The 24,320-nt window shown below is 52.8% G+C and carries 31 protein-coding genes and 1 pseudogene; 12 read left to right on the top strand and 20 right to left on the bottom strand.

What is annotated here, in order from left to right; genetic code table 11:
• Positions 1-5 precede the first annotated feature (5 nt).
• Genes KNP02_RS12380 through KNP02_RS12370 form a run of 3 tightly spaced genes read right to left on the bottom strand, consistent with a single transcriptional unit; the run spans position 6 to position 2,292 of the window.
• A complete protein-coding gene (locus tag KNP02_RS12380) occupies positions 6-617 on the bottom strand; it encodes a class I SAM-dependent methyltransferase (RefSeq protein WP_029596332.1) in 612 nt (203 codons plus the stop codon).
• Complete coding sequence (locus tag KNP02_RS12375) at positions 614-1,621, bottom strand: ABC transporter permease (protein WP_214709670.1); 1,008 nt, start codon at positions 1,619-1,621, stop codon at positions 614-616. Before KNP02_RS12375 ends, KNP02_RS12380 begins: the two co-directional genes overlap by 4 nt.
• Complete coding sequence (locus KNP02_RS12370) at positions 1,618-2,292, bottom strand: ABC transporter ATP-binding protein (protein WP_214709669.1); 675 nt, start codon at positions 2,290-2,292, stop codon at positions 1,618-1,620. The genes KNP02_RS12375 and KNP02_RS12370 overlap by 4 nt, the downstream gene beginning before the upstream one ends.
• A gap of 112 nt (positions 2,293-2,404) precedes the next feature.
• Here KNP02_RS12370 and KNP02_RS12365 point away from each other — a divergent pair, with 112 nt between their 5' ends.
• Together KNP02_RS12365 and KNP02_RS12360 are read left to right on the top strand one after the other, a co-directional pair.
• The gene (locus KNP02_RS12365) at positions 2,405-2,653 is read left to right on the top strand and encodes an ROK family protein (protein ID WP_214709667.1); all 249 of its coding nucleotides are present in this window, start codon (positions 2,405-2,407) and stop codon (positions 2,651-2,653) included.
• Positions 2,653-3,276: an ROK family protein gene (locus KNP02_RS12360; protein ID WP_214709735.1), complete on the top strand. Its 624-nt coding sequence runs from the start codon at positions 2,653-2,655 to the stop codon at positions 3,274-3,276. Before KNP02_RS12365 ends, KNP02_RS12360 begins: the two co-directional genes overlap by 1 nt.
• A 39-nt stretch (positions 3,277-3,315) precedes the next feature.
• Here the strand turns inward: KNP02_RS12360 and KNP02_RS12355 are convergent, their stop codons facing one another.
• Positions 3,316-3,810 carry a hypothetical protein gene (locus KNP02_RS12355; protein ID WP_214709665.1) on the bottom strand — a complete coding sequence of 165 codons (495 nt, stop codon included), beginning with the start codon at positions 3,808-3,810 and terminating at the stop codon, positions 3,316-3,318.
• Positions 3,807-5,324 (bottom strand): sensor domain-containing diguanylate cyclase, encoded by a 1,518-nt coding sequence (locus tag KNP02_RS12350; RefSeq protein WP_214709663.1) that lies wholly within the window; start codon positions 5,322-5,324, stop codon positions 3,807-3,809. The genes KNP02_RS12355 and KNP02_RS12350 overlap by 4 nt, the downstream gene beginning before the upstream one ends.
• A 238-nt stretch (positions 5,325-5,562) precedes the next feature.
• Between KNP02_RS12350 and KNP02_RS12345 the strand changes: the two genes are divergently transcribed.
• On the top strand, positions 5,563-5,997 hold the full coding sequence (locus tag KNP02_RS12345; RefSeq protein ID WP_131471690.1) for a hypothetical protein: 435 nt from the start codon (positions 5,563-5,565) through the stop codon (positions 5,995-5,997).
• Positions 5,998-6,129: 132 nt separating this feature from the next.
• Here KNP02_RS12345 and KNP02_RS12340 read toward each other — a convergent pair whose 3' ends face one another.
• Genes KNP02_RS12340 through KNP02_RS12330 form a run of 3 tightly spaced genes read right to left on the bottom strand, consistent with a single transcriptional unit; the run spans position 6,130 to position 8,788 of the window.
• Positions 6,130-6,873 (bottom strand): AAA family ATPase, encoded by a 744-nt coding sequence (locus KNP02_RS12340; protein ID WP_214709661.1) that lies wholly within the window; start codon positions 6,871-6,873, stop codon positions 6,130-6,132.
• The gene (locus KNP02_RS12335) at positions 6,864-8,141 is read right to left on the bottom strand and encodes a sensor histidine kinase (RefSeq protein WP_214709659.1); all 1,278 of its coding nucleotides are present in this window, start codon (positions 8,139-8,141) and stop codon (positions 6,864-6,866) included. The genes KNP02_RS12340 and KNP02_RS12335 overlap by 10 nt, the downstream gene beginning before the upstream one ends.
• A complete protein-coding gene (locus tag KNP02_RS12330; protein ID WP_214709656.1) occupies positions 8,138-8,788 on the bottom strand; it encodes a response regulator transcription factor in 651 nt (216 codons plus the stop codon). Before KNP02_RS12330 ends, KNP02_RS12335 begins: the two co-directional genes overlap by 4 nt.
• Positions 8,789-8,930: 142 nt before the next feature.
• Here KNP02_RS12330 and KNP02_RS12325 point away from each other — a divergent pair, with 142 nt between their 5' ends.
• Both KNP02_RS12325 and KNP02_RS12320 read left to right on the top strand, forming a co-directional pair.
• Entirely contained in the window at positions 8,931-9,500 is a 570-nt protein-coding gene (locus tag KNP02_RS12325; protein WP_214709654.1) for a hypothetical protein, read from the top strand.
• 196 nt (positions 9,501-9,696) lie between these two features.
• Positions 9,697-10,224: pseudogene (locus KNP02_RS12320) on the top strand (glucose PTS transporter subunit EIIB); the annotation flags it as partial.
• A gap of 36 nt (positions 10,225-10,260) precedes the next feature.
• Here the strand turns inward: KNP02_RS12320 and KNP02_RS12315 are convergent.
• The 3 genes from KNP02_RS12315 to KNP02_RS12305 form a co-directional block, all read right to left on the bottom strand.
• Positions 10,261-10,548 carry a hypothetical protein gene (locus KNP02_RS12315; RefSeq protein WP_114164982.1) on the bottom strand — a complete coding sequence of 96 codons (288 nt, stop codon included), beginning with the start codon at positions 10,546-10,548 and terminating at the stop codon, positions 10,261-10,263.
• A gap of 245 nt (positions 10,549-10,793) precedes the next feature.
• A complete protein-coding gene (gene htpX / locus KNP02_RS12310; RefSeq protein WP_232819448.1) occupies positions 10,794-11,675 on the bottom strand; it encodes a zinc metalloprotease HtpX in 882 nt (293 codons plus the stop codon).
• Between the two features lie 21 nt (positions 11,676-11,696).
• Complete coding sequence (locus tag KNP02_RS12305; protein ID WP_021067978.1) at positions 11,697-12,245, bottom strand: LemA family protein; 549 nt, start codon at positions 12,243-12,245, stop codon at positions 11,697-11,699.
• 138 nt (positions 12,246-12,383) lie between these two features.
• Between KNP02_RS12305 and KNP02_RS12300 the strand changes: the two genes are divergently transcribed.
• On the top strand, positions 12,384-12,836 hold the full coding sequence (locus tag KNP02_RS12300) for an NUDIX hydrolase (RefSeq protein WP_214709652.1): 453 nt from the start codon (positions 12,384-12,386) through the stop codon (positions 12,834-12,836).
• Positions 12,827-14,011 carry a M20 metallopeptidase family protein gene (locus KNP02_RS12295; protein ID WP_214709650.1) on the top strand — a complete coding sequence of 395 codons (1,185 nt, stop codon included), beginning with the start codon at positions 12,827-12,829 and terminating at the stop codon, positions 14,009-14,011. Before KNP02_RS12300 ends, KNP02_RS12295 begins: the two co-directional genes overlap by 10 nt.
• Positions 14,012-14,021: 10 nt before the next feature.
• Here KNP02_RS12295 and KNP02_RS12290 read toward each other — a convergent pair whose 3' ends face one another.
• The 5 genes from KNP02_RS12290 to KNP02_RS12270 form a co-directional block, all read right to left on the bottom strand.
• The gene (locus KNP02_RS12290) at positions 14,022-15,347 is read right to left on the bottom strand and encodes a hemolysin family protein (RefSeq protein WP_138860144.1); all 1,326 of its coding nucleotides are present in this window, start codon (positions 15,345-15,347) and stop codon (positions 14,022-14,024) included.
• Between the two features lie 88 nt (positions 15,348-15,435).
• The gene (locus tag KNP02_RS12285; RefSeq protein WP_131471707.1) at positions 15,436-15,912 is read right to left on the bottom strand and encodes a DMT family transporter; all 477 of its coding nucleotides are present in this window, start codon (positions 15,910-15,912) and stop codon (positions 15,436-15,438) included.
• 11 nt (positions 15,913-15,923) lie between these two features.
• Positions 15,924-16,595 (bottom strand): Crp/Fnr family transcriptional regulator, encoded by a 672-nt coding sequence (locus KNP02_RS12280; protein ID WP_114164987.1) that lies wholly within the window; start codon positions 16,593-16,595, stop codon positions 15,924-15,926.
• 11 nt (positions 16,596-16,606) lie between these two features.
• Positions 16,607-17,032 carry a DMT family transporter gene (locus KNP02_RS12275; protein ID WP_131471709.1) on the bottom strand — a complete coding sequence of 142 codons (426 nt, stop codon included), beginning with the start codon at positions 17,030-17,032 and terminating at the stop codon, positions 16,607-16,609.
• Between the two features lie 109 nt (positions 17,033-17,141).
• Positions 17,142-17,801 (bottom strand): type 1 glutamine amidotransferase domain-containing protein, encoded by a 660-nt coding sequence (locus KNP02_RS12270; protein WP_034780515.1) that lies wholly within the window; start codon positions 17,799-17,801, stop codon positions 17,142-17,144.
• A gap of 373 nt (positions 17,802-18,174) precedes the next feature.
• Here KNP02_RS12270 and KNP02_RS12265 point away from each other — a divergent pair, with 373 nt between their 5' ends.
• Positions 18,175-19,281 carry a glycerol dehydrogenase gene (locus tag KNP02_RS12265; RefSeq protein ID WP_214709648.1) on the top strand — a complete coding sequence of 369 codons (1,107 nt, stop codon included), beginning with the start codon at positions 18,175-18,177 and terminating at the stop codon, positions 19,279-19,281.
• Between the two features lie 17 nt (positions 19,282-19,298).
• On the opposite strand, the gene KNP02_RS12260 is transcribed toward KNP02_RS12265, so the two are convergent.
• Together KNP02_RS12260 and KNP02_RS15015 are read right to left on the bottom strand one after the other, a co-directional pair.
• A complete protein-coding gene (locus KNP02_RS12260) occupies positions 19,299-19,769 on the bottom strand; it encodes a hypothetical protein (RefSeq protein WP_034780511.1) in 471 nt (156 codons plus the stop codon).
• Between the two features lie 61 nt (positions 19,770-19,830).
• Positions 19,831-19,965 (bottom strand): hypothetical protein, encoded by a 135-nt coding sequence (locus KNP02_RS15015; protein WP_256442104.1) that lies wholly within the window; start codon positions 19,963-19,965, stop codon positions 19,831-19,833.
• A gap of 283 nt (positions 19,966-20,248) precedes the next feature.
• Here KNP02_RS15015 and KNP02_RS12250 point away from each other — a divergent pair, with 283 nt between their 5' ends.
• Both KNP02_RS12250 and KNP02_RS12245 read left to right on the top strand, forming a co-directional pair.
• Positions 20,249-21,088 carry a M15 family metallopeptidase gene (locus tag KNP02_RS12250; RefSeq protein WP_214709644.1) on the top strand — a complete coding sequence of 280 codons (840 nt, stop codon included), beginning with the start codon at positions 20,249-20,251 and terminating at the stop codon, positions 21,086-21,088.
• Positions 21,089-21,166: 78 nt separating this feature from the next.
• Positions 21,167-21,502: an antibiotic biosynthesis monooxygenase gene (locus KNP02_RS12245; RefSeq protein WP_034780505.1), complete on the top strand. Its 336-nt coding sequence runs from the start codon at positions 21,167-21,169 to the stop codon at positions 21,500-21,502.
• Here the strand turns inward: KNP02_RS12245 and KNP02_RS12240 are convergent.
• A complete protein-coding gene (locus KNP02_RS12240) occupies positions 21,485-22,186 on the bottom strand; it encodes a CBS domain-containing protein (protein WP_131471717.1) in 702 nt (233 codons plus the stop codon). The two genes, KNP02_RS12245 and KNP02_RS12240, sit on opposite strands and share 18 nt — an antisense overlap.
• Before the next feature lie 112 nt (positions 22,187-22,298).
• Here KNP02_RS12240 and KNP02_RS12235 point away from each other — a divergent pair, with 112 nt between their 5' ends.
• Positions 22,299-23,027: an AzlC family ABC transporter permease gene (locus KNP02_RS12235; protein ID WP_214709642.1), complete on the top strand. Its 729-nt coding sequence runs from the start codon at positions 22,299-22,301 to the stop codon at positions 23,025-23,027.
• The gene (locus tag KNP02_RS12230) at positions 23,024-23,326 is read left to right on the top strand and encodes an AzlD domain-containing protein (protein ID WP_138860152.1); all 303 of its coding nucleotides are present in this window, start codon (positions 23,024-23,026) and stop codon (positions 23,324-23,326) included. The genes KNP02_RS12235 and KNP02_RS12230 overlap by 4 nt, the downstream gene beginning before the upstream one ends.
• A gap of 67 nt (positions 23,327-23,393) precedes the next feature.
• Here the strand turns inward: KNP02_RS12230 and KNP02_RS12225 are convergent.
• Positions 23,394-24,320, bottom strand: a 927-nt coding sequence (locus KNP02_RS12225) for an IS3 family transposase (protein WP_214709640.1), incomplete at its 5' end; no start/stop codon positions are given.

Below are 24,320 nucleotides of genomic sequence, written 5' to 3'. Positions count from 1 at the left end.
CCCATTTACCAAGATGACTCCATCATATCAAAACGATAAATAAGAAAGCGCTCATGGAGATTCTTTAACGGCAAGCGAACGTCCTGTACGTAGCGGAAAGGCGTCTCGTCATTCAAAAAATGTAAGTACTCATCGGCCGGATAATAGAGGATGAGGTCGACCGGACGCTGTGCGCGCTCGACCGACTCGATGATGTTCGCAACGACCTGCCGGAACACGTTCACCGAGAACGGGTTGAAGAAATAAAAGCGGTTCGCCTCAGCCGGCACCTCAAACTGTTCGGCGTAGCCGCGGACGAGCTGGACACTGCCACGCGTCCGGTGTTTCTTGGCGTAGTTCATCCAATTCTCAAGTGCCGCTTCGTGGAAGCCGCCATCCATTTCGATGCCAATGGCCCGAACTCGGAACGTATAGGCGAGATAAAACGGGAGGCGCCCTTTCCCCGAACCGAAGTCGACGACCGTGTCCGTGGCCGCGAGCGGATAGGCGTCACGCAACAAGTCGAGCGCCTCATAAGGAGTCGGTTCATAGCGGTGGTATTCGGCCGAGGCCGGGAACCCTTGTTGCGGTTTCGCCGTCTCGATTTGGAGCAATCGTTCATAGTCTTGTTCAGTCATGAATGTGTCCTTTCTTGGATGGCACGGAAAAACGGATGCCGCTCCATCTCTTGTTTGAACGCCTGTCGTTCTTGCCACATCACATAGCCGACGTAGAGCGGGATGAGCAACTTAAACCAACTCGGTACGAGGAGCATCCCCGTGACGGCAAGCGGGATGAGACGCAGCCATAAGTTCCGATGACGCGGCGTCCGTATATAAAGTAAGATGGCCGTCGTGCGCCGGGCGGTCCCAAACCGATTCGGTCTCGGTCGATAGAGCGGACGCTTGCGCCGGCTCGGCTTCTCGATGGCGCCCGACGTCGATAATAATGCCCGGTCAAAGGCGGTACGCAACGCCTCACTCCGTTCGAGTTCTTGGCTAAGATATGGGTGGCGTGACAGCCACCCTTCTCCGACATACATCGCAAATGCAACAAGACCACTGCCGAGTACGGCCGACCATAAAGGTGAGTCGATGAGGAGCGCATACATACAAACGAACGTCACACACGTGACCGTAACTCGTAACATCCAATGGCTGCGCCGGACCGTCAACTGATAACGGATCCACGTATGAATCCCGGTCAAAAATAGGAGGCTAATCCCGAATGCGAATATAGAGGCAACGGACCAACCGTCAAGCCAAAGCACGGGCATGAACGCCGACAAAACAAAGAGGAACATTGCACCGAGTTTGAGGGCTTGATAGAGCAACGAATCGTGCTTCAATTTATCAATCAAAGAACGTTTGGCCACCAGCGTCACGTCCGCCCGTTCGACCCAGACGAAAAACGGATTTCTAAGGAGGACGATTCCAATTCCAAGCGCCCAAACGAACATCGGCACCTGACTCACCCACTCGATTTCGCCTTGCCAAAGCAATCGGTATTGATACCCGAGAAAGATGGCGAACGGAATGACGCCGTATAGAACGACTGTCCAATCCAAGATGAGCCGCCACGTCTTCCACTGCTTGGTCACATGGGTGCGGACACGTCTAACGAACAGCTGATGTTCATTCATCGCATGACCACATCTTCCATCATATCGAACAGCGACTTGCCTTCGGTTTGCAGGCTGAGACGCAACTCTTCTTTTGTCCCGCCCGCGAGCATGCGTCCGTCATCGATCCAGACGAAGCGGTCGCATAACCGCTCTGCCGTATCGAGGACGTGGGTGACGAGAAGCACCCCGGTACCTTGACGACGTTCCGCTTCAAGTAAACGAAGCAACTGGATCGTCGTCGTCGCATCGAGTCCAACGAACGGTTCGTCGACAAGGAGAAACTTCGCTTCTTGGATGAGCGCCAAGAGGATCATCGCTTTTTGCTTCATCCCTTTTGAGAACGAGGAGATATAGTCGTGGCGGACCGTCTCGAACCGAAACAACCGGATCAGTTCTTCCGTCCGCTCACGATTATCAACGTCCGTCAATTCCAACACGAGAGCGATATGTTCCTCGAGCGTCAAATAATCATAGTACACCGGTTGCTCGGGGATATAGGCGTAGCGGTCGATTTGCACCGTTCCACGCATCCACGGGATCGTTCCGGTGAGACAGGCGAGCGTCGTACTCTTCCCGGCCCCGTTCGATCCAATCATCCCGACGATTTCGCCCGGGCGGACCTCGAACCGGATGGCCTCGATGACCGCCTCACCGCGTTCATACCCGGCTTGTTCAATGTGAACGTTCATGAGAGAGAACCTCCCGATTTACGAATATGTTTTTTTACTATGTTTATCATAACACGCAAAAAAATGTGTCATAATATCCCCTGTCATCCCCCACATAAAGGAGTAGAACAGCATGCAACATTATTTAGCCATCGATATCGGTGGAACCAGTATCAAATACGGAGTCGTCCGATCCGATGGCACCCTACTGTCAAACAAACACGTCCCAACCCCTGCGACGTGGGACGGCTTGCTCGAACAAGTCGATGTGATCTTTAACGAAACGACCGCCGAAGCCCGCTTCGACGGTATCGGCTTCAGTGCGCCCGGCGCCGTCGATTCGACGACCGGAGTGATTCATGGAATCAGTGCACTTCCCTAATTCATGATCGTCCTTTCTTACAGGCGTTCAAAGAGCGGTACGACTTGCCTGTCACTGTCTTGAACGATGCCAACGCGGCAGCGCTCGCAGAAGGATGGACCGGTGCCGCGGCGTCGGTGACGAGCTATGCGACCGTCGTCATCGGGACGGGCGTTGGCGGAGCATTCGTCGACCATGATCAGGTGATGATCGGATCCCACTTCCATGGCGGTGAGTTCGGATATTGGATTCTCGACCCGTCGCTTCCCCACCCAGATGGGACATGGAGTAAAATCGGTGCCACGGCCGCTCTTGTCCATCGATGCAGTGAGCAACTCGGACGTCCCCTTACCGGAAAAGATGTATTCGCGCTTCAAAGCGACCCAATCATCCAGGTGGAACTGGAGCGCTTCTATCGCTGGAACGCGATTGGCATCTACAACCTCCGATTCGGGCTCGACCCGGAGCGTATTTTAATCGGTGGCGGCATCAGTCGTCGCCCGGAAGTTCGGGACGGCATCAAGCGACACTTGGATGCGCTTTGCGACGCGTTCGGAACATTCCGCATCGACGTCGAGACGTGTGCCCACTTCAACGAGGCCAACTTGATCGGTGCCTCACGGTTTCACATGTTAGCCAAGTAAAAAAGGGTTTCCCATCACGAGTTTGTGATGGAAACCCTTTTATTGGGTCAGGCGGTCTTCATGGAGGTGATGATACACCTCGTCTCGAATCGCTTCGAGCGTACGCTCATGAACGATCATGTGTGCCCGAATCGTTCGGTTGACCCGCTCATCAATCGTCCCTGTTTCCAAATGTCGATCTAACACAGGGAGACTAAAATCATCGATTGGTAAATACGCGATGGGGACTACCGCATCCTCCGACTTCACGGAAACTTGGACCCCGTTCACATCGGGAAAGAAATACGACTCATAATACGGTTCGACGACCAGCTCTTCTTTCATCGCATCCCGCACTTCGGGAATCGTTGTCGGCAAGGCGATGAAATACACCATTTGGTCGAACGAGAATGAGACGTCTTTCAGCGAGACGCCCAGTGCCTCCGCGTGTCGGTTGGCCACACTACCCGTCACAAACCGATAACTTGGACGGCTCGTAAACAAGATGGTCGCGATAAAGGCGACGGTCATGATCATGACACTGAATTCGGTCATAGCGGCACCCCTTCCCAGCGGCAGACTTGGTTTTTCCCTCGTGATTTGGCCGCGTACAACGCTTGATCGGCGCACTCAATCAACCGTTCGCGTGACTGTTCGTGAAGCGTGTGCTTCGAAGCGACACCGAAGCTCAGCGTTAACTGACCACCTGGTTGTCGCTCCCCGTACATGAAGTTGGTGCCGAGCACGGCCGCACGAATCGTCTCCGCGACGTGGGACGCCTCGACTTCGTCGAACTGCGGCAAGAGAACGACAAACTCTTCGCCACCGAACCGATACGCCATCTGTTCATCCGGCACGCTTCGTCGAATGACACTCGCGAGCCGCGTGAGTAACTCATTTCCAGCCAAGTGACCGTTTGTGTCGTTGAAATGCTTGAAATGGTCAATATCCATCACAATCAGTGACAGCTCGTCCGTTTCGCACTCCCGGAACAAAACGTCCAAATCTTGTTCAAACGAGCGATGGTTTTTAAGACGCGTCAACCCGTCACGAAGCGCCAACGTCTCGATGCGCTGGTACAGCATCGTCTGATGGAGCGCAAGCGAGGCTTGTTCCGCAATCGGTCGGACACTGTCAATCTTTTGAGGGGTGATTGGTTTTTTATTGACGACATTGTCGATGACGAGAAGTCCGTATGGAATTCCTTGATGATGGAGCGGGAAAATCGTGCACTCGTCCATCTGTAAGTCGGTATGTAACATGCGCAGCACCGGATCGTCGGTGATGCTCGCATACACGTGGAGCGGCCGTCCCGAGTCGAGCGTCTGTTTGAACAGGTGGTCTCCATGAAACGGGATCGTCATCTTCCGAATTCGTTCGTTCAACTGTTCATCGTGCGTCGAGTCCGTCTCCTTCTCATCAATCAGTCCTTGGAGGTCATAATGTTGGCGCGTAATTTCTTCCCAAATTTGAAAGCCGTCTTCTGGATTCATCGGTCCTGTTCCCATCACTCCGTAAATGCTATCTTTTTCCAAATCCGCAAAAAAGATGATTGAACGGTTAAACCCGAGCCCGTGCCCCGCCGTCACCGATGTCAAAATCGTTTGCAGCAATCGGTCCGGGTCGAGCGTGTCTTGCATCGTAAAACTGACTTCCCGGAACACGTTCAATTGACGGGAACTCACCGTCAGCATCCGCAACCGGCCTGATCGCTCTCGCTTCAACTGGTTGATGTAACCAAAGAGCAGCGCGGCTCCTAGGCCAATAAAGACATAACTGAGCAACAGTGGAAAGGATAGTATCCCGGATTGACTGTATACTAAAAGCCAGCTGACCATAATTGCAACAGTCATGCCTTTCCAGTGAAAACAGACGAGCCCTGTCATAATCAATAACAGCACTGACCAATGTAAATCATAAAAATCGAACAACACCCCGTGCCAAATCACGACAAGGCTGCTCGTTCCGGCGAGCAGCCAGCGATTCAAGGCGGGGGTCGTCATCAACCGAAGGACGTTGAGGACGATGGTGATTAGGATGATGCCGCCAATCAATAGGCCATAAACCATGGTTACCCCTCGTTTCATCGAGTCATCTATACTTTTGATTATAAGTCGAATCATCGAACGCGGGACCGGATTTGTCCAATCACTGACCAAACTTTTAACTTACTTGAAGTATTTTCCATAAGTTGTCGAACTCGCTTGTTTCTTCTCATATGAGTGATTTCACATAATCCTTTCATTTACTTTAGCGAAGTAACGTGGAATGATGGAATTAACTAACCCATTTAAGCGAGGTGGAAGCGTGACCCGTACCGAACATCTTGAAGCAACACGGATTTTACAGCATTTGTTTAACGCATCTTCCTTCGTCGGAATCGACTTCGGTTCTGGCCCCAATCATCATCTACTCTACTTCAACCGAGACGGCAACGAGTCGTGGCTCTCGATTGAAGGACCTTGGTACGTCCATTCATCGGGACCGTTGTTCAACGAAGATGAACAACTCCATCACCTCGTCGGACTCCGGCGTGAACGCGTCCGTTCCATCCTGTTATCTGAAGACAATCCCCATCTTGAACTGACATTTGAATCTGGAGCCGTCCTGTTCGTGAACGGCTATCACGAACAGTATGAAAGTTGGCAGGCCGGAGACGCCCGTCCGCTCGGAGGCGAACACTTCTTACTCGTCGCCATGCCTCAAGGGGACTTGGCCGTCTTCGCGGAGGAGGATGTCTGATGACAGCTTGGATGGAGATTCTCACGTATATGTTGATTGCCGGTGGCGTCAGTCTCGCCATCATCGTCTTGCGCAAAGTCACGAAGTCATAAGAAAAGAGCGGCCGCGGCCGCTCTTTTCTTATTTCACCGTCTAATCCTCGAACAGGATGCGTTGCATCCGTTCCGGTGCCGCTAGAAAGTCGCGCATGACACGGACGTGTTCGAGTTCATCGAACGTCGTCGGCCGGAGTCCCGTCTCGACTTGGAGGATGTCGGCGTCCGGATACGACATGAGGATCGGCGAATGGGTCGCGATGATGAATTGACTTCCCGACTGGACGAGTTCATGCATCCTTGCGAGCATCGTCAACTGCCGCATCGGGGACAAGGCGGCCTCGGGCTCATCTAAAATATACAGTCCGCCGTCTCGGAAACGATGGAGCATGAGCGACAAAAACGCCTCCCCGTGCGACTGCTCATGGAGCGATCGACCGCCGTAGGACGCATAAAACCGTTCCGGGTCGGGCGACGTTCGCGCGATCTCATCCACATAGCTCGACAGTTGATATGCCGTCTCGGCCCGGAGGAAAAATCCATCTTTCGGCCGGTACGCGCCCCGAATCGGACGAAGCGCTTCGAACAGCGGGCTATGTGTCGACTCGGTCTCAAAACGGAACGTCGTCGCGCCGCCTTCCGGATTGAATCCAGCGGCGATGGCCATCCCTTCGACCAACGTCGATTTCCCGCTCCCATTCTCACCAACCAAGAACGTGACCGGTTTCGTCAGCGTCAATTCATCAAATCCATCAAAAATCGGTAGCGAGAACGGGTAACCTGGCTTTTCAATCCGATCTCGCTCTAAGCGGACACCCCGCAAAAATAAGTTTAGTCCCATTCGATCCAAAACAACGCCCCCTTTCCCTCTCTCGATTCGACTCCGTAAACGAGCCCTTGAGCCTCGAGCAACAGCTTGTTGATGGCCAGACCAAGTCCGTGACCGTTCGAACGGTCCCCTTTCACATACATATCCCAGATGTTGGCGCGCATCGTCTCGGCAATGCCCGGCCCTTTGTCTTCGATTTCAAGCCGTCGCTCGGAGAGCCTGATCGTGATCACACCTCCTAGTGGACTGGCGTGATACGCGTTCTGAAGAAAGTTCGACAGCACACGCTCCATCGCCAATCGGTCCGCCTGGACGACCGCGTCCTCGACGAGTTCAAGTGTGACCGTCACTTCCTTATGACGGAACCATTCATCCATCCGCGAGACAGTCTCTTTGATCAATGCATCCAAACGAACGGACTCGAGCGAAAGTGTCACGTTGCCCGCGGATAATTTGGAGTATTCGAGCATCTGACTGACGAGCCGATCGATCCGATCGACTTCCTCGGTTAAACTGCGACCCGTCGCCGCCACATCTTCTTGTTTGACGACACCGAGTTCAAGCATTTCGGCCTCGTTCCGGACAATGGCAAGCGGGGTCCGGACATCGTGCGTAACCCCTGAGATGAATGTATTTTGCATCCGTTCTTTCTCTTCGAGTGATGTGTTCATCTGACGGACCGCTTCCGTCAAATCTCCAATCTCGTCGTCGGTGACAGGCGGTAGTGTGATGTCATGCCGGCCCGACATGATGGCTGTGGTCGCCTGCTTCAACTCGACGAGCGGGGACGTCAAACGCCGCCCCATCCAATACGTCACACCGACGGCGACGATGAGCGCGAGCAAGAACCCGCTCCCGAGAATGACGTAGATTTGACGAAACTGCGGATTCGACAGCGGGACGGGTGCGTACGTCACGATTTGTACATCCCCTTTTTCCCGAAGGAACGTCAATAACCGCGCCCCGTTCACACTGACCTCATCTCGTTCGGAAAGTAAGTCTGGATCGAGGACTGGCGACATATGTCGACGCATCCTGCCCCCACGATCAAGATTGACCGCTTCCCCGTCTTGAAACACGAGAACATCGAGTTGACCCGGTATGCCGCGTCCATCCACAAGCGCCTCATACACGATGTCCGCTTCACGCTCGAGTTGGTCATAGCTCTCCGTCTCCGCGAAACGCCCAATCAAGAGTGATGTCAGACCAAATGTGAGCACCGCCATGACGACGAGAGGGAGAATCGCGGTCCAGAGCAACTTCTTCATCAACCGGCTCATCGGACTTCCTCCAATCGATAACCGACGCGATGCACCGTCTTCAAGTACCGCTTCATCGTCGGCAATTTGTCACGCAACTGTTTGACGTGCGTGTCGACCGTGCGCGTGTCCCCGGCGAACGTATAATCCCACACCTCGTCGAGTAGGCGGTTGCGATCGAGCGCTTCTCCGCTATGTTTCAAGAAGAAGAGGAGCAACTCGTATTCTTTATTGGTCATCCGAATCGCTTGGCCGTGATCGGTCACCGTACGGGATCGTGCGTCCACCATCATGTCGCCGAACGAGATCTCGTCCGTCTGTTTGACGAGACGTTTCAGGCGAATTTCGAGTTCCTTTAACACGATCGGTTTGACCAAATAATCGTCGGCCCCGAGCTCGAGGCCGAACACACGGTCATCCGCCTCTCCCCGTGCCGTCGCCAAGATGATGGCCGGCCGCGGCTTGAGCGTCTTCAGTTTTGGAATGAGCGTCCATCCTTCCCCGTCCGGCAGACGAACGTCGAGCAGGACCGCATCGAACGGTTGCTCGAGCTGTCGCTTCGCCTCGGCGAGCGTACCGGCCACACTGACGTGAAACCCCGTGTACGTTAAAAAGCGGGCGAGCCCGTCCGCTAATTTCGGTTCATCTTCGACTACGAGTACGTTCATCTTTATCGCCTCCAACCCCATTATATCGCATCGCGGAACGAACCCATCATTTCCCAAAGACAATTTGCAGAAACCTTGCAACTCCCTCACAACTTTTGATCACCCACGTCCTACACTTGAAGTAGTAAAGGAGGAGATTAATATGAAAACATCTAAATTAGCCATCACCCTGGCCGGCCTACTTGCCGTCTCAGGAACCGGCGTCTATGCCGCCACGAACGATACGACAATAACCGACGGAACGGAAACGACGACCCAATGCGAACGCGGAGAACGCGGCGAGCGGGGCATGTTCGGTGACCGGGCAGCCGGGCAGGCCGCTTTGCTCGAGGCGCTCGGTTTGACCGAAGCCGAAGTGGAAGCAGCGCGAGAAGAAGGACAATCGCTTCCTGAACTCGCGGAAGAAACAGGAATCACCATCGAACAGTTCATCGAGGCGATCATCACTTCTCATGAAGCGAAACTTGAGGCAGCCATCGAATCCGGTGACTTGACGCAAGATGAGGCCGACGCGATTCTTGCCGACCACGAAGAACGTTTTGCTGACATCACGAGTTACGACGACTTAGGCGACATGCGCGGCTTTGGCGGTGGACGTCACGGAGGCGGGCATGGCCCTCATCACGGTGGTCAATTCGGTGGCCCGAACCAAGATGAGGACACACCTGCGGCCGATGATAACGTAGACAATCAGAGCACCAATTCACTGTAAGCAAAAAGGCAACCACGATCGGTTGCCTTTTCATATGGCCAATAACAGTAAAGCGTATCCGATGAGCCCGACAGCAAACGCACGAAAGCTGCTGTCTCGCTCTTCTGGCAGCTCTTCTTTCATGACGTTCAAAATAATCCCCCCAGCCAAGAACGCGACAATCATCGACAGCGTCACTTCATGGAGCGCTGAAAATGCGCCGACGTTCCAATGGACGGCCGGATTCGGCTTCAGCGCCGGTCTTGTCGACTTTGTCCTCAGCTCACGGTTACCGCTCGCGAACCAGCCGTACATGTTGCTCGTTCAAGGTCTCGTCTTCGGTGCCATCTACTACGTCATCTTCCGCTTCATGATCGTCAAGCTCAACTTGGCCACACCTGGCCGCGAGTAAGACGAAGCGGTTGACGCGGTCGCAACGGAAACGACTCCTGAAGGCGAAACGAAGACGGCTCCAGTCGCTGCCGGCGGTCAATATTCAGCGATGGCAGCGATGATTTACGATGGTCTCGGTGGCGATCAAAACGTCACAGGCATCGAGTCATGTATCACACGTCTCCGCGTCGATGTGAAAGACATGGATACGGTCGACCAAGCCCAAATCAAGAAAGCGGGCATCCCTGGTATCAAGGTTGTCAGCCCGAACCATATTCAAGTCATCGTCGGAACGAACGTCCAATTCGTCCTCGAAGAGATTGAAAAACTCCGGAGCCATCGCGCCGAGTAACTGACGAAAGCCACCTCGCGCGCGAGGTGGCTTTTTTTACTGTCTTTGCTCATATGTTTTGTAAAATTGAATCAAAAAGTAAAGAAAGATCCATGGCAACACGTATGTCGTCATCCACATGAATGCCTCGATGAGTAATCGCCACGGGTTAAATCCGAAAAAACCGAGTATAGATAGCCCGATGAACAGCGCTAGTCCGATCCCTATGTACTTGATAAATGTTTGAATCTCACTCACTCCTCTTCCATTTTTCTCCATGATATCGTATAAAAAATCGGCCATGTTCATGACCGATCCATAGACGCGTTTGACCGTTTTAATCATGTACCCTCTTCCACTCAGCTCTTCTTCTTGGCTGACATCAACATGAGCGAAACCGTGATGGAATAAATCAATAAAAATAGGACAATGCCTAACTCGAGTGCCGACTCAAACATGGAATCTCCTCCATTTCATCCTCTTTTTACTATCATTCCCATTTAATATTGATACAAACTGGATTTGCGAAATGAGTTGGTCCTATTCACGTACAAAAAAGCCCTCTTCTAAAAAGAGGACCTTCGTATAGGCTACATATTGCGAAGTCTGGCAATCCGTTCAGCCGGGTTCGGGTGCGTCGAGAACAGACCGCTCAGCTTTTTCTTAAGCGGGTCTGAAAAGTAGAGCGACGCCGAGGCGCGAGAGGCTTCCTTCACCGGTGTTTGGATATTCGCGATTTTCTCTAGCGCCGACGCGAGCGCATCCGGATTACGCGTCAACTCGGCCCCGCTCGCATCCGCCAAAAACTCGCGATTTCGCGAGATGGCCAAGTTGACGAGCGTGGCGATGAGCGGCGCAAGAATCAATAACACCAGCCCGACGATCATAAAAATCGGGTTTTGGTTGTTGTCGCGGCGGCCACCGACACTTCGGAAGAAGAGCATCCGTGAGCCGATATCGCTCATGATGGCGATGACCGAGACGAGGGCGAGCGTCACCGTCGCCAATCGCACATCGTAATTTTTAATATGGGCGACTTCATGGGCGATGACGCCTTCGACTTCTTCTCGCGTCAACTGATCGAGCAGTCCGGTCGTCACGGCGACGGCCGCTTTCTCTGGTTTCAGGCCGGTCGCGAACGCATTCGGTGACGCATCGTTGATGATAAAGATGCGCGGCATCGGGACACGCGCGACCATGGCCATGTTCTCAACCGTATGCCACAGAAATCGGTGCTGGTCGACCGAGGTGATTTCTTGGGCATGGTTCATCTTCATGACGATGTTCGTGCTCGACATGATGACAATCCCGATATAAAACAACGAGAACACCGGAGTGAAGATGAGGCCTGGGAGCGGATCACCATAGTTCAAATATGAGATGACCACTCCAACGGCCAAGACGAGAAGGACGAATCCGGCCACGATGAACACGGTCTTGATTTTATTTTTACGAATTTGTTCATACAGGATCATCGTCGCCACCCCAATCCATTAGAATGAGACACGCACGTTTTCGCGTTCTTCCTCACGTGCTTCGAGCATGTCGCGTTTTTCGAAATTATGGACGGAGGCGATGATGTTCGTCGGGACCGATTCGACTTTCGTGTTATATTTCATGACCGTATTGTTATATAACTGCCGTGAATAGGCGACTTTATTCTCCGTCTGCGTCAATTCTTCTTGGAGCATCTTAAAATTCTCGTTCGCTTTCAAATCTGGGTATGCCTCCCGGAGTGCGAACAAATTCTTCAATGCGCCGCTCAATTGATCGTTCACTTCCATCTGTTCTTGACGGCTCGTCTTCGAACCGAGTTGATTCCGTAACTCAACAACTTTTGCGAGCGTCTCTTGCTCATGCTTGGCATAGCCCTTCACCGTTTCGACCAAGTTCGGAATCAAATCGTAACGCCGTTTCAACTGTACATCAATCTGTGCCCACGCCTCGTCGACCCAGTTTCGATATTTGACAAGTCCGTTGTACATCGAGAAATAGACGAACGCCAAGACAACGATAATCCCAATTGCGATAATCCAACCCATTTCGACACCTCATTTCATGATTTTCTCCTGTATTAATTCCCTTTTGTCGTATACCATAATCATAACTTAGGGAATATGTAGAAAATGATTCATATATGCTGTGGGTTCTCTCACGAATTCATACAAAGGAGTGTCATTATGTCCGTTCCTACCATCGTTGTTGCCGTGAAAGCGGTGATTGTGCAAGACGACCACATGCTCATCATCAAACGAGCTGATGATGACGAGGTCAATCCCGGCACGTGGGAACTCGTCGGAGGTAAACTCGACTTTGGCGAGTCGCTCGAACGCGCTCTTGAACGGGAAGTGTTCGAAGAGGCCGGTTTGGATGTGGCGGTCCAGCAATTGTTGTACGCCACGACGTTTTTGACCGCCCCGGATCGTCAAGTCGTCATCATGACGTATTTAGCTCACCCGGTCGCGACGACCGTCACCCTCTCCGAGGAGCACAGTGATGCCAGATGGGTGACGGCTGACGAAGCGCAAACCTTATTACATCGTCCGATTCTCGACGATTTGAATTCACACGACGTATGGACCTTGCTTCAACCAAAAATGATCAACGGACAGGAGTGTAAATCATGCTTGTGACTGACCTCGATTCACGCTTGACGGAGCTATACGACGAGATGGTGACGCTCCGCCGCCACTTCCATCAACATCCCGAACTTTCATTCGAAGAACGAGAGACACCTCGGACGATTGCAGCTTATTTGCGCGACCTCGGCCTCGATGTGCGCGAACATGTCGGTGGCAACGGTGTTGTCGCACGCATTCATGGCGGCGAAGGCCCGACCATCGCGTTTCGGGCCGACTTTGACGCCTTGCCGATTCAAGATTTAAAGGACGTCCCGTACCGCTCGAAAGTGAATGGCTCGATGCACGCTTGCGGTCATGATGCGCATACGGCGACGTTGCTCGTCCTTGCGAAAGCACTCACGGAAATCGACCTTCCGGGAGATGTCGTCCTCATTCACCAGTTCGCAGAAGAACTCGCGCCAGGTGGGGCCAAACCGATGATCGAAGATGGATGTCTTGACGGTGTCGATTATATTTACGGCTCTCATATTTGGACCCCGCTTCCATACGGGACGATTGGTGTGAAGACGGGACCGATTATGGCCGCGGCTGATCGCTTCGAACTGACCGTCAAAGGCAAAGGTGGTCACGGGGCCATCCCGCAACACACGGTCGATGCCGTCATGGTCGGAACGAATATCGTCAGCCAGTTGCAACAAGTCATCAGTCGTCGCATCGACCCGCTCGAACCGGCCGTCTTAACTGTCGGCACGTTCGTTGCCGGTCAGGCATTCAACGTCATCGCCGATGAAGCGAAGCTGTCTGGCACGGTACGGACGTTCACACCAGAGACGCAAACACGCATTATAGCCGAGATGGAGCGGACTATCACCCATATCTGTTCGGCGAGCGAAGCGCACTACGAGCTCGACTATATCCGGGGCTACCCCGCCGTGATCAACCATCCTATCGAGACCGATCACGTCCGTCGCAGCGCCGCTCGCGTCGTTGGCACCGATGGCGTCATCGAAATGCCCCCGCTCATGGTCGGAGAAGATTTTGCCTATTATATGCAACACGTACCGGGCAGCTTCTTCTTCACCGGAGCCGGTAACCCAGAAGTCGGTGCCGTCTTCCCTCATCATCATCCCCGCTTCGATGTGGACGAACGGGCGATGCTTCATACCGCCCGCGTCCTCATGCAGGCGGCATTCGAGACATGGAACGCGCCTAAAAAAGAAGACTGACGCCGCGGCGTCAGTCTTCTTTTGTTTGTTCAGGCAACATCGATACGAGCACTTGGTCAACACGTTTGCCGTCCATATCGACGACCTCGAATCGAAGACCATATGCTTCGACAACGTCTCCCCGTTTTGGGAAATCGCCGAGCGCATAAATAACAAGTCCGGCAAGAGTATGATACGAGTTACGCCCTTCATCAAAACGATTGTCTCGAATTCCGAACGTCCGCTTCAAATCCTCAATCCCGAGCAAACCATCGGCCAAGTACGAACCGTCTTCACGGCGCACGACTTCCGGTGTCTCTTCTTCAATCATCACTTCGCCGACGATTTCTTCTAGAATATCGAACAATGTGACCATCCCGAGGAATCCGCCGTACTCATCGAGCACGAAGGCGATTTCGACGCCATTCTTTTGCATCATCTGCAACACTTGGCTCGCTTCTCGCTGTTTTGGGACGATGAGTGGTTGTTTGATTCGCTTCAAAATTTGTGAGGGCTCCCGAAGCGTCGATAATGTCAAAATGTCACGGACATCGATATAACCGACGAACTCGTCGAGCGTATCGCGCCCGACCGGGAGTTTATTGTGTTTACTCTCATAAATCGATTTCTTGATATCGTCCATATCGTCTTCAAGGTCGACCCATTCCAGCGTCGTCCGCGGTTGCATCAATTCATAAATCAGCTGGTCATGGAACGCAAACACACGCTCGACCTGCTGCACTTCCTCGTGTGCGAATGCCCCTTGCTGGGCTCCTTCGAACAAGAGTTGCTTGATTTCGAGCTCGGTCTCACCACTCGACTGCTCCGCTTTCAAGCCAAGCAATTTGAAAAGGAAGAGTGTCGACTTCGACAAAATCCAAATGAACGGTCGCATCACTTTACTAAATAAGTCGAGTGCCGGAATGATCGCCATCGTGACTTTTTCCGGAGCCACGAGCGCAATCCGTTTCGGCACGAGCTCACCGATGATGAGCGACAAATACGTAATAATCGTGACGACGACGACGTAACCGACGGTCGGTGCGTACTGGGGACTCATGCCAAGATTGGCGAACACATCGGCGAGCGGCGCCGAGAAACGCGCACCCCCGTAAGCCCCGTTGATGATCCCGATCAACGTGATTCCGACTTGGACCGTCGATAACAGGTCGGTCGGATCTTTTGAATACTTGAGTGCGATTTCGGCACTGCGTTTACCACGGCTCGCCTCGACTTCAAGTTTGGCCGGTTTGGACGAGATCAGTGCGATTTCCGTCATCGCGAAAATCCCGTTCAACACGATCAAGAATAAAACGATCAGTAAATCGATCACTATGGAAGAATCCACTGTTTTCATCACCTCTGCGTATATTTCGTACTACAATCTCATCATATCAGAGATTTGTTATTCACCTGTACCCGTTTCACTCGAGAAAAAAGCCCCTTCAACGTGAAGTGGCTTCGGGTGCGGCTTCCTGATGCAGGGCCGCCGCTTGAGATTGTTTGAAGACGATGACGCCTAAGAGCAACACCATCAACCCGATGACCTGCCCTGGGGACAGTGACAACTGTTGCATCCCGAACGCTCCCGTTAGGTCGACGGCGAGCGCCCATATCAACTGAGATACGAGAATGATGGACACCGATAGCGTCGGTCCGAGCAATTGAATGCTTCGCATCACACAGAAGACGACACCGACCCCGAGCAACCCGCCGAGCGCGTATATCGGCGAGATTTCGAATACGCCGTGAACATTACCACCGAACAAAGCGAGTGGGACAAGCGATCCAAGCAAGCCGACAATGAAGACGAGCACCGTTGTCGCCCATGCCCCCAGATGGGCGTTCATCTTGGCATTGACTGCAGCTTGTACACTAATAAATGCGCCGGCTACCGCCGAACAGATGATTCCTACTATCATGAGTTGCCTCCTTATTCGTACAACATGCCATTGGCACGTTCTTTTAATCGAGTCGCATCTAAAATCGTTACTTTTGTCCGCGTCTTTTCGACGAGTCCTTCATCCGCGAACGATTGTAACGTCCGATTTAAATGACGATAACTCGTCCCGAGCCATTCCGCCACTTCTTTTCGTTTCAACTGACTCATCTCGTCTTGGAACAAGTCGTTCCCTGATTCGCTGAGCGAGACGAGATATCCCGCCAATCGTTCTTCGAGTGTCGACATGAGATGGTTCGACGAGGCATTCGCCTCGATGAACAGTTTCTCAGATACGCCGCGCAGAAGATGCTCCGTGAACTCGATCGTTCGGTTATGCGTGCGGAGAACATCAAACGGCACGCGCAGACAGGTTACTGCCCCGACAGCCTCGACCGTGTGGAGTACGTTGCGTCCACTGGCGTATTCGATATCCCCAATCAATGTCGGGGCCATCTTTAAACGGAGCAAGCGCAACTTGCCTTCCTCGCTCAACGTATAGATTTTGACACGCCCTTCTAACACGACGAAGAGAGACTCGATCGGGTTATCGTTCGTGCAGAGCATCGCTCCGGACGGATACGTCACAATCGTCGATGCCTCTAATGTTTGTTCCGAGAACAGGTGGACCCACCCGAGTCGTTCTAGTGCTGCCTCTACTTTCATCCGTCTCCCCCTTACGTGAACGTGTAAATGCCAATCCCGGCGACCATCAAGGCAAGTCCTGTGAGCTGACCTTGGTTGAGCGGTTTCCGTTTCACACCAAACCATCCGTTCACATCAATCAAAAACGCCCCGATCAATTGGGCGACGAGCAAGACGCAGATCGCCCAAGTCACACCGAGCTGTTGAATAGCAGTCAGTTCTCCGAAAACGACAAACACCCCAAACAGACCGCCCAAGCTATAGTACCAAGGTACGCGCCGAAACGCCGTCATGTCTGCATCCCGCTTGAACGCATAAATGAGAAGAGCAAGTACAAGGCCAACGAGGTGAACGACCGTGACCGACACCCAAGCACCGACCGCGTAGCCGAGCTTGGCATTAAAAATCCCTTGCAATGCGATGAACGTGCCCGAAAGCACGGCAAACAACAGACCCATCCGATTTCCTCCTATCTCCTCGTCTGACTTTACGTGAGATGAGAAGGCTTGAAAAGGACATATGTCCGAAAAAAAGACAACTTAGGAGTAACCTAAGCTGTCTGTGGGATTATCCGAGCAATTTGACGATTTCTGCCCCGACTTGTTCTGAAGATTGCGGATTTTGTCCGGTAACGAGACGTTCATCGACCGTTACGTTGACAGCCCAGTTGTCTGCGCCATCAAATTTTCCACCGCGCTCGCGCATCGCCGATTCAAGGAGGAAAGGTACCGCTGAGTCAAGCTGCATCTCGCGTTCCTCGGCATCCGTGAATCCTGTCACGCGCTTGTCTTTGACGAGCGGATCGCCGTTGCTCAAATTAACGTTGACGAGTCCAATCGGTCCATGACAGACGGCCGCGACGACGTTTCCGCCTTCATACGTATCACGGATGACACGCTGTAACGTTTCACTGTTCGGGAAATCAACGACCGTACCATGTCCTCCCGGAAGGAAGACTGCGTCATACGTGTCATCGGCCACTTGATCGAGTCGCGCCGTATCTTTCAACAGGTGTTTCGTGTCCAACACCTCTTGCGGCAAATCGCCTTCTAGGCTGTTCGCATCGATTGGCACGTCTCCACCTTCGATGCTCGCTACTGTGACTTTATAACCTTGTTTCTCGAATTGAAGATACGGTGCAGCAAACTCCTCGAGCCAAAGCCCTGTCGCGTGACCGTTCTCCAGTTGATTCGCAGAAGTCGTGACAATCAGTACATGTTTAGACATTGCAAATTCCTCCTTCTAAATTAAGCATACGAAAGAGTTGTTCCCGCTGTGAGTTCATTCAAACCTTGTAACCCTTAACGCTACTCTTTTTTTGACCAGGTCCTATTTTTAGAACGGCAGAAATCAATCCACCATCTATACTGGTCTCATCAGCTGGCAGGAGGGAACGACCGTGATGAAGCATGTACTCGACTGGGGATTTCTTGCCGTCGTCGCTTTGATAGTGTTACTCGTGATTATTGGCGGGTTGTGAAGAAAACTGAGAGCAGTTTCACCGAGATGTCACATGTAGGACTGTTTGAAGGAGGGGCTGTATCGGGAACAAACCTACTGTTGTCCTGTCGTCACTGTTACTTTAGAAAGGATGTTGAATATGTCAGAACGCGTATTTATCAGTCCGGCCAAGTACGTGCAAGGAAAAAATACAATCGATCGCATCGGGGAGCACGTTAGCCATTTTGGATCACAGGCTCTCTTGATTGCCGATGACATCGTCTGGCGCTTGATTGGGGAACGGGTGACCGATTCACTCAAGTCGAGCGGCGTGAACGCAGAAAAGGCCGATTTTGTCGGGGAAGCGTCCCGTCACGAGATTGAACGGATCGCCAAAGCGGCAGCAGAGAGCCATACTGCTTTCGTCATCGGAATGGGCGGCGGAAAAACGCTCGACACGGCGAAAGCTGTCGCCGACGAACTCGATGGCCGCATCGTCATCGTCCCGACCATCGCCTCAACGGATGCCCCGACGAGCGCCTTGTCCGTCATCTATACGGATGAAGGAAACTTTGAAAGCTATCGCTTCTATAAAAAGAACCCGGATTTGGTCCTCGTCGATACGAAATTGATCGCCGAGGCCCCGGCCCGATTCCTCGCCTCGGGGATTGCCGATGCGCTCGCGACATGGGTCGAAGTCCGGAGCGTCCTCGCCTTCGGTGGCAAAACGATGGCGGGTGGTGTCCCGACGATTGCGGCGGAAGCCATCGCCAAACGCTGCGAAGAGGTGCTATTCGATTACGGAATCCCTGCTTATGAATCGGTGAAGGCCAAAGTCGTCACTCCGGCACTCGAGTCCGTCGTCGAGGCGAACACACTTCTAAGTGGTCTCGGTTTTGAAAGCGGCGGGCTCGCAGCGGCCCACGCCATTCATAACGGCTTCACCGCCCTCCACGGAGACATCCACCATTTGACGCACGGGGAAAAAGTCGCGTTCGGCACACTCGTCCAACTTGCGCTCGAAGGCCGAACGCAGGAAGAGTTCGACCGCTACGTCGCCTTGTATATGGCGCTCGAGTTGCCGGTCACACTCGAAGACGTGAAGTTGAAAGACGCTTCCCGTGAAGACATCCTAAAAGTCGGTCAAGCGGCAACGGCGGAAGGTGAGACGATTCATAGTGGGTTCGATGTGACCGCTGAACAAGTGGCCGATGCCATCATCGCGGCCGACCGGTACGCTCGTCTCTATCAAAACAAATTGCAGTGAACAAGAACGAGGAACGGCTAGTTGAGCCGTTCCTCGTTCGTTTGTTTTCGCGTGACGAAGGAAAACGCTACCCCGATTGCCATGCAACTGACCGTCAAGACGAAAAACGTCAATTGGTTCGCATAAATGATGTTCGTGAACTGGTTCCATCCTGAGGCGTACGCCGCATTCTCAGAAGCACGGATTCCAGCCCGGAGCGAAGCCGCTTGACCGGCGTTGATATATAGACCGATTCCCGCCATCACGAGGCTCCCGGCTAAAAGACCGACTCGTCCCAGGCGATGAACCGATTCGACCGCACGCCGAGCAAGCCGAATCGTAATCCAGATGAACAACAGGACGAACGGCCAACCGATGAGCAAGACGAGCACGTAGGGATTCCCTTCACCCGCCGTTTCTGTATAGGCGGCAGTCATCGTCTCGCCGAGTTTGAATAATACAAACGTTATGAGCGTGATGATGAACCACGCCTTGATCAATTTCTCCATGACAACACCTCACCCCCAGTATAACAAAAAAACACCATGCGCTTTCGCACACGGTGTCAGGTCAGGCTTTCGGACGGACTGCATAGTAGATCAAGATGACGAGCCACGTCCAAACGCCGGTGAAGATTCCGATAATCCCGACGATAAAGAACCCGAGCGGCATCATCGATTTCGTCCGATCATAGTCTTTCCACATGTTCGATAACCCTTTGATGTTGAAATACAAAAAGGCGAAGAACAAGACGAGCAACAATAACGGTAAACCAAAATGAGTTCCATACGTTCACTCCTTTCTAGTCTCAACCATCCTCTTACATTCAGTGTACTACTTCCCGCTCTCCATCACATCGGGCTCTCGCAGTACAGGAAGCAGGTCAAGAGGCGGAGACAGTCCTGTTCACTATTCCCCAATTTCTCTTCTTTTCATCCCCTTAAAAACCGGGAAAAGAAGACTATCCAGCAAAAAGGGGGTCTTTCCTGTGAAGCTCATCCGTGTACTCCTCGTCCTATTGCTCGTCTTCCCCACCACGTCCACCTTTGCCGCGACGCCTTCACCTCAGCCAGGCTATACCATCAAGACGACGAAATTGTATTGGCGGGCGATGCAATCGTCTCCGGTCGCCAAGACGCTTTTGACCAATACGCCTGTCCGCTACACGACCTACAACCGAAGCTGGTCGAACGTCTACATCAATGGCACACGCTACTACACTCCGTCTAGTAATTTGAAAGCCGGGATCCCAACACTTACGGCTACAGAACGGCTTCGACTCGTCAATAAACAACACGGACTATCGAGCACGTATCGCTCTCGTCAACTCGTCACGTTGACCATCCCGACCGTCTATACAAAAGGAAGCGAACGCACCCTCATGGCCGCTGAAGCCGCTCACGCCCTCGCTCGTCTCTATTATGCCGGTCGAAAAGAAGGACATACGCTGTATGCGCTCAGTGCCTATCGCTCCTATGCCACGCAAAAATCGCTTTACACGTATTGGGTCAATACCCGCGGCACGGCATACGCCTCAAAATATGTCGCCCGTCCCGGCCATAGCGAACATCAGACCGGACTCGCCGTCGATATGACGAGTGCACGGATGCGGATGGGGCTCTATGCCTCGTTCGACCAAACCCCTGAAGGAAAATGGATGCTCCAACAGGCACACCGTTATGGTTTCATCGTTCGCTATCCGAAAGGCAAAGAGAAAATCACCGGCTACAATTATGAACCGTGGCATCTTCGTTATGTCGGTGTAAAAGAAGCGACGATAATCAAACAACAAAACTGGACGTTCGAGGACTGGTGGGCGAAACGTTGACGCGAGCATCTCGAGCGATTCATTGAATGCGTTCAAGGTATAATGGACGCGTACGATATCGCAGAGGAGGACATGTGCATGTGGATTGTCATGAACAAACTAGACGTTGAAAAAGGGAAAGTCGCTGCGGTCACGGCCCGTTTCCAGACGACGAAAGGCATCGAGTCGATGGATGGGTTCGTTCGGATGCAAGTGTTGACCGATACGTCGGACGAGACGAAAGATCAAGTCGTCATCATGACGACATGGCGCGATGCGGCGAGCTTCGAAAATTGGCGTGATAGCGGAGCGTATAAACATGCCCATAAAAAACGGGACGACGGCACTTCTGAAGTGAAGCCCATCGTCCTTGGCAATACGGTCACCCAATATGAGGTCGCCATCGAGCACGGCGCCTCAACCGATGACGTATAAAATATCTTGCGGTCGGATAATACCGAGCAGCGGTTCATCTTCTTGTCCTGTCTCAGTGATCAACAACGCATCGAGCCGGACCCCGTCTTTCATGTTGATGAAATGATGGTGTGCCTCGATGACCGATGTCTCTTTCGCGATAAACCGATACCGTCGCAGGTGCGGATCGTGATGGAGCACGTGCTTGACTTGAATGCCTTCGAGTGACACATGCGGCCCGTTGACCGTTTCGGCGAGCCAGCTGGTCACTCCTTTTTTTGTCAATAACCCGCGCCATGACCCGTCATGGTTATAGACCGGGAACTGCGAGTAGTTCTTATCTCGAATCTCACCGAGGACGTCGACCAACGAGTCATCGGCGTCGAACGTCGTCACAATTTTACGAAACAGCGGGATGACTTGACGCGGATGAAGGAGTTCTTTCTCCACCTCGAGAATCAAATTAACGAGCGATTCATGCGGTTCCGCGATGATGAAATCTGGCTCGCGCCGCTCGTGGACGATGGCGTTTCGCAATTGGCTCATTTGATGTAAATCTTCTTTGTAACGTTCAATGATTGGGTTATGTTTGGCAAGACGATTGACCATGTTGCTGAAACTGAAATGCTGGCCGTCCCCCATCTCGCGACTCAAATGATCCTCGATCCGGTGATACGATGCGATAAATTCTTCTGCACGACTCATATATTCACACTCCTTATCGCCTATATATACCCTATTTTTTTCGGGTTCGAGCAGGAAAGCGTGACCCAATCTCGAATCCACAACTAATCATCTCTGAAATGGAGGGGTTCTCATGGCAACTCCGGTCTCGCAAATGACACCGATCCCGAATAAGGACGCCTTCCGTTCCGGCATGCGGGCCGGTATACCGGTCGCTGTCGGCTATATCCCGATTGCCATCGCTTTCGGGCTGCTTGCGAAATCATTCGATATGCCAAACGTCATCACGCTCGCCATGTCTTTATTCATTTTTGCCGGCGCCAGTCAATTTATTGGCGTCCAACTGATCATGGCCGGTTCGATGTATTGGGAGATTATCTTGACGACGTTCATCCTGAACTTGCGGCACTTCCTTATGTCGGCGTCGTTGTCCCAGCGTCTCGAGACGACCTCGAATCGATTTCTGGCTGCCATCGCGTTCGGCGTGACCGATGAGACGTTCAGTGTCGCCTCGACGCGTGACGAGTCGACGCGCGGTCACTTTGTGCTCGGGCTAAACCTAATCGCCTTCTTGGCTTGGAACGTCGGAACATGGATTGGCGTTTTTCTCGCCTTCGGCTTGCCCGCCTCGGTCCAAGCGAGTATGGGCATCGCCTTGTACGCCATGTTCATCGGCCTACTCGTCCCATCCCTTACCCGCAAACCGGTCATCGTCGTGGCTGCAATCGCCGTCTTGACTCAAGCCATTCTCTACTTCGGCGTCTCTCCATTCATCCCGCTGTCGTCCGGCTTGAGCATCATCTTGGCCACGATTGTCGCCGCTGGAGCCGGAGCCTTGCTGTATAAGGAGGACGAAACATGATCAGCCTCTTGTTGCTCGTCCTTGCTATGGCGCTCGTCACATATATCCCGCGACTCGTGCCGCTGCTTTGGCTCCGGGACTTGAAATTACCTCCGCTCTTGAAGCGGTTTTTACTCTTCACGCCTTATGCGGTGCTCGCCAGTCTCATTTTCCCGGGCATCCTGCAGGCAACGACCAGTCTTACGTCAGCTTTAGCGGGTGGGGTGGTCGCCGCAACGCTCGCATTCCTTCGGGTCAACTTGATGCTCGTCGTCATCGGCGGCATCGTCGGGGTGTATCTCATTGAAACGTTCCTTTAACAAACAGGTCCGCCCAATTGTTGAACTGCTCCCCGTCAAGTAGACAGGGCAAATAATGAAAACCAGCCTAGGCGGCTTGAGTCCTGTATTCGACAGGGCTCAAGCCGTTTAGTCGTTTCTGGAAACGATCATGGTTGTAGAACGATATGTAGGCCTCGATGGCTGATGTGAGTTCGCTGTAGGCCTGGAACTCACGCAAATAGTACATCTCGACTTTCAGGGTACCCCAAAAACCCTCAATCGGGGCGTTGTCGAGACAACGTCCGACCCGGGACATGCTGTGGGTCAGCCCCGCGTCTTCTACCATGCGTTTGAACCCTCTCGAGGTATATTGGAACCCTCGGTCGCTATGGATCATCGGACTCGCTCCTGAACGGAGCCCCACGATGGCTGGGATCATCGTCTGGAAGACGAGCGCGTTGTTGTTGGATTTCCCGATGCGATAGGCGACGATCGAGCCGTCATACAGGTCGATGATCGCGCTCAGATACGCCTTCTTCCCGGCACCATATTTGAACTCAGTGACGTCGGTGCACCATTTCTCGTCCGGTCGGGACGCACGGAATTCCCGGTTCATCAGGTTCTCCGCCACATGTTGCGGGGACGACTTTTTGTACCGTTTTCGTTTCTGGCGGATGACCGAACGGATCTCATGGATGCGCATGAGACGATAGATCCGCTTCTCATTGTATGCCGGCAGGCCATGTTGACGTCGTCTGCGGTTGATTGTCATGGTGAGCCGTCGATAGCCGTAGGTCCCGTTCACCTGGTCATAGAGGAGACGGATGTCCTCAAGTAAGCCCAAGTTCTCCTCCTCGCGTACCGAGACGGTACGCTTCAACCATTTGTAGTAGGCGGCCCGTGAGACCTGCGCGATTTTACACAGGAGCACGACCGGGAACGTGTCGGTCGTCGACATTTCCTCGATCGCCATGTAACGTAATTGTAGCCGGATTTGGCTGATCAACCTCTCCTCTCGATCTCCTCTAACTTT

The sequence above is a fragment of the Exiguobacterium sp. s40 genome (genome assembly GCF_018617905.1).
GTDB lineage: Bacteria > Bacillota > Bacilli > Exiguobacteriales > Exiguobacteriaceae > Exiguobacterium > Exiguobacterium mexicanum_A.
This window is presented reverse-complemented; position numbering and strand designations above follow the sequence as displayed.

Coding starts and splice junctions, on each gene's coding strand:
- KNP02_RS12380 (WP_029596332.1), bottom strand. CDS start 617: ATGACTGAACAAGACTATGAACGATTGCTCCAAATCGAGACGGCGAAA.
- KNP02_RS12375 (WP_214709670.1), bottom strand. CDS start 1,621: ATGAATGAACATCAGCTGTTCGTTAGACGTGTCCGCACCCATGTGACC.
- KNP02_RS12370 (WP_214709669.1), bottom strand. CDS start 2,292: ATGAACGTTCACATTGAACAAGCCGGGTATGAACGCGGTGAGGCGGTC.
- KNP02_RS12365 (WP_214709667.1), top strand. CDS start 2,405: ATGCAACATTATTTAGCCATCGATATCGGTGGAACCAGTATCAAATAC.
- KNP02_RS12355 (WP_214709665.1), bottom strand. CDS start 3,810: ATGACCGAATTCAGTGTCATGATCATGACCGTCGCCTTTATCGCGACC.
- KNP02_RS12350 (WP_214709663.1), bottom strand. CDS start 5,324: ATGGTTTATGGCCTATTGATTGGCGGCATCATCCTAATCACCATCGTC.
- KNP02_RS12340 (WP_214709661.1), bottom strand. CDS start 6,873: ATGGGACTAAACTTATTTTTGCGGGGTGTCCGCTTAGAGCGAGATCGG.
- KNP02_RS12335 (WP_214709659.1), bottom strand. CDS start 8,141: ATGAGCCGGTTGATGAAGAAGTTGCTCTGGACCGCGATTCTCCCTCTC.
- KNP02_RS12330 (WP_214709656.1), bottom strand. CDS start 8,788: ATGAACGTACTCGTAGTCGAAGATGAACCGAAATTAGCGGACGGGCTC.
- KNP02_RS12325 (WP_214709654.1), top strand. CDS start 8,931: ATGAAAACATCTAAATTAGCCATCACCCTGGCCGGCCTACTTGCCGTC.
- KNP02_RS12315 (WP_114164982.1), bottom strand. CDS start 10,548: ATGATTAAAACGGTCAAACGCGTCTATGGATCGGTCATGAACATGGCC.
- KNP02_RS12305 (WP_021067978.1), bottom strand. CDS start 12,245: ATGGGTTGGATTATCGCAATTGGGATTATCGTTGTCTTGGCGTTCGTC.
- KNP02_RS12300 (WP_214709652.1), top strand. CDS start 12,384: ATGTCCGTTCCTACCATCGTTGTTGCCGTGAAAGCGGTGATTGTGCAA.
- KNP02_RS12295 (WP_214709650.1), top strand. CDS start 12,827: ATGCTTGTGACTGACCTCGATTCACGCTTGACGGAGCTATACGACGAG.
- KNP02_RS12290 (WP_138860144.1), bottom strand. CDS start 15,347: ATGAAAACAGTGGATTCTTCCATAGTGATCGATTTACTGATCGTTTTA.
- KNP02_RS12285 (WP_131471707.1), bottom strand. CDS start 15,912: ATGATAGTAGGAATCATCTGTTCGGCGGTAGCCGGCGCATTTATTAGT.
- KNP02_RS12280 (WP_114164987.1), bottom strand. CDS start 16,595: ATGAAAGTAGAGGCAGCACTAGAACGACTCGGGTGGGTCCACCTGTTC.
- KNP02_RS12275 (WP_131471709.1), bottom strand. CDS start 17,032: ATGGGTCTGTTGTTTGCCGTGCTTTCGGGCACGTTCATCGCATTGCAA.
- KNP02_RS12270 (WP_034780515.1), bottom strand. CDS start 17,801: ATGTCTAAACATGTACTGATTGTCACGACTTCTGCGAATCAACTGGAG.
- KNP02_RS12265 (WP_214709648.1), top strand. CDS start 18,175: ATGTCAGAACGCGTATTTATCAGTCCGGCCAAGTACGTGCAAGGAAAA.
- KNP02_RS12260 (WP_034780511.1), bottom strand. CDS start 19,769: ATGGAGAAATTGATCAAGGCGTGGTTCATCATCACGCTCATAACGTTT.
- KNP02_RS15015 (WP_256442104.1), bottom strand. CDS start 19,965: ATGTGGAAAGACTATGATCGGACGAAATCGATGATGCCGCTCGGGTTC.
- KNP02_RS12245 (WP_034780505.1), top strand. CDS start 21,167: ATGTGGATTGTCATGAACAAACTAGACGTTGAAAAAGGGAAAGTCGCT.
- KNP02_RS12240 (WP_131471717.1), bottom strand. CDS start 22,186: ATGAGTCGTGCAGAAGAATTTATCGCATCGTATCACCGGATCGAGGAT.
- KNP02_RS12235 (WP_214709642.1), top strand. CDS start 22,299: ATGGCAACTCCGGTCTCGCAAATGACACCGATCCCGAATAAGGACGCC.
- KNP02_RS12230 (WP_138860152.1), top strand. CDS start 23,024: ATGATCAGCCTCTTGTTGCTCGTCCTTGCTATGGCGCTCGTCACATAT.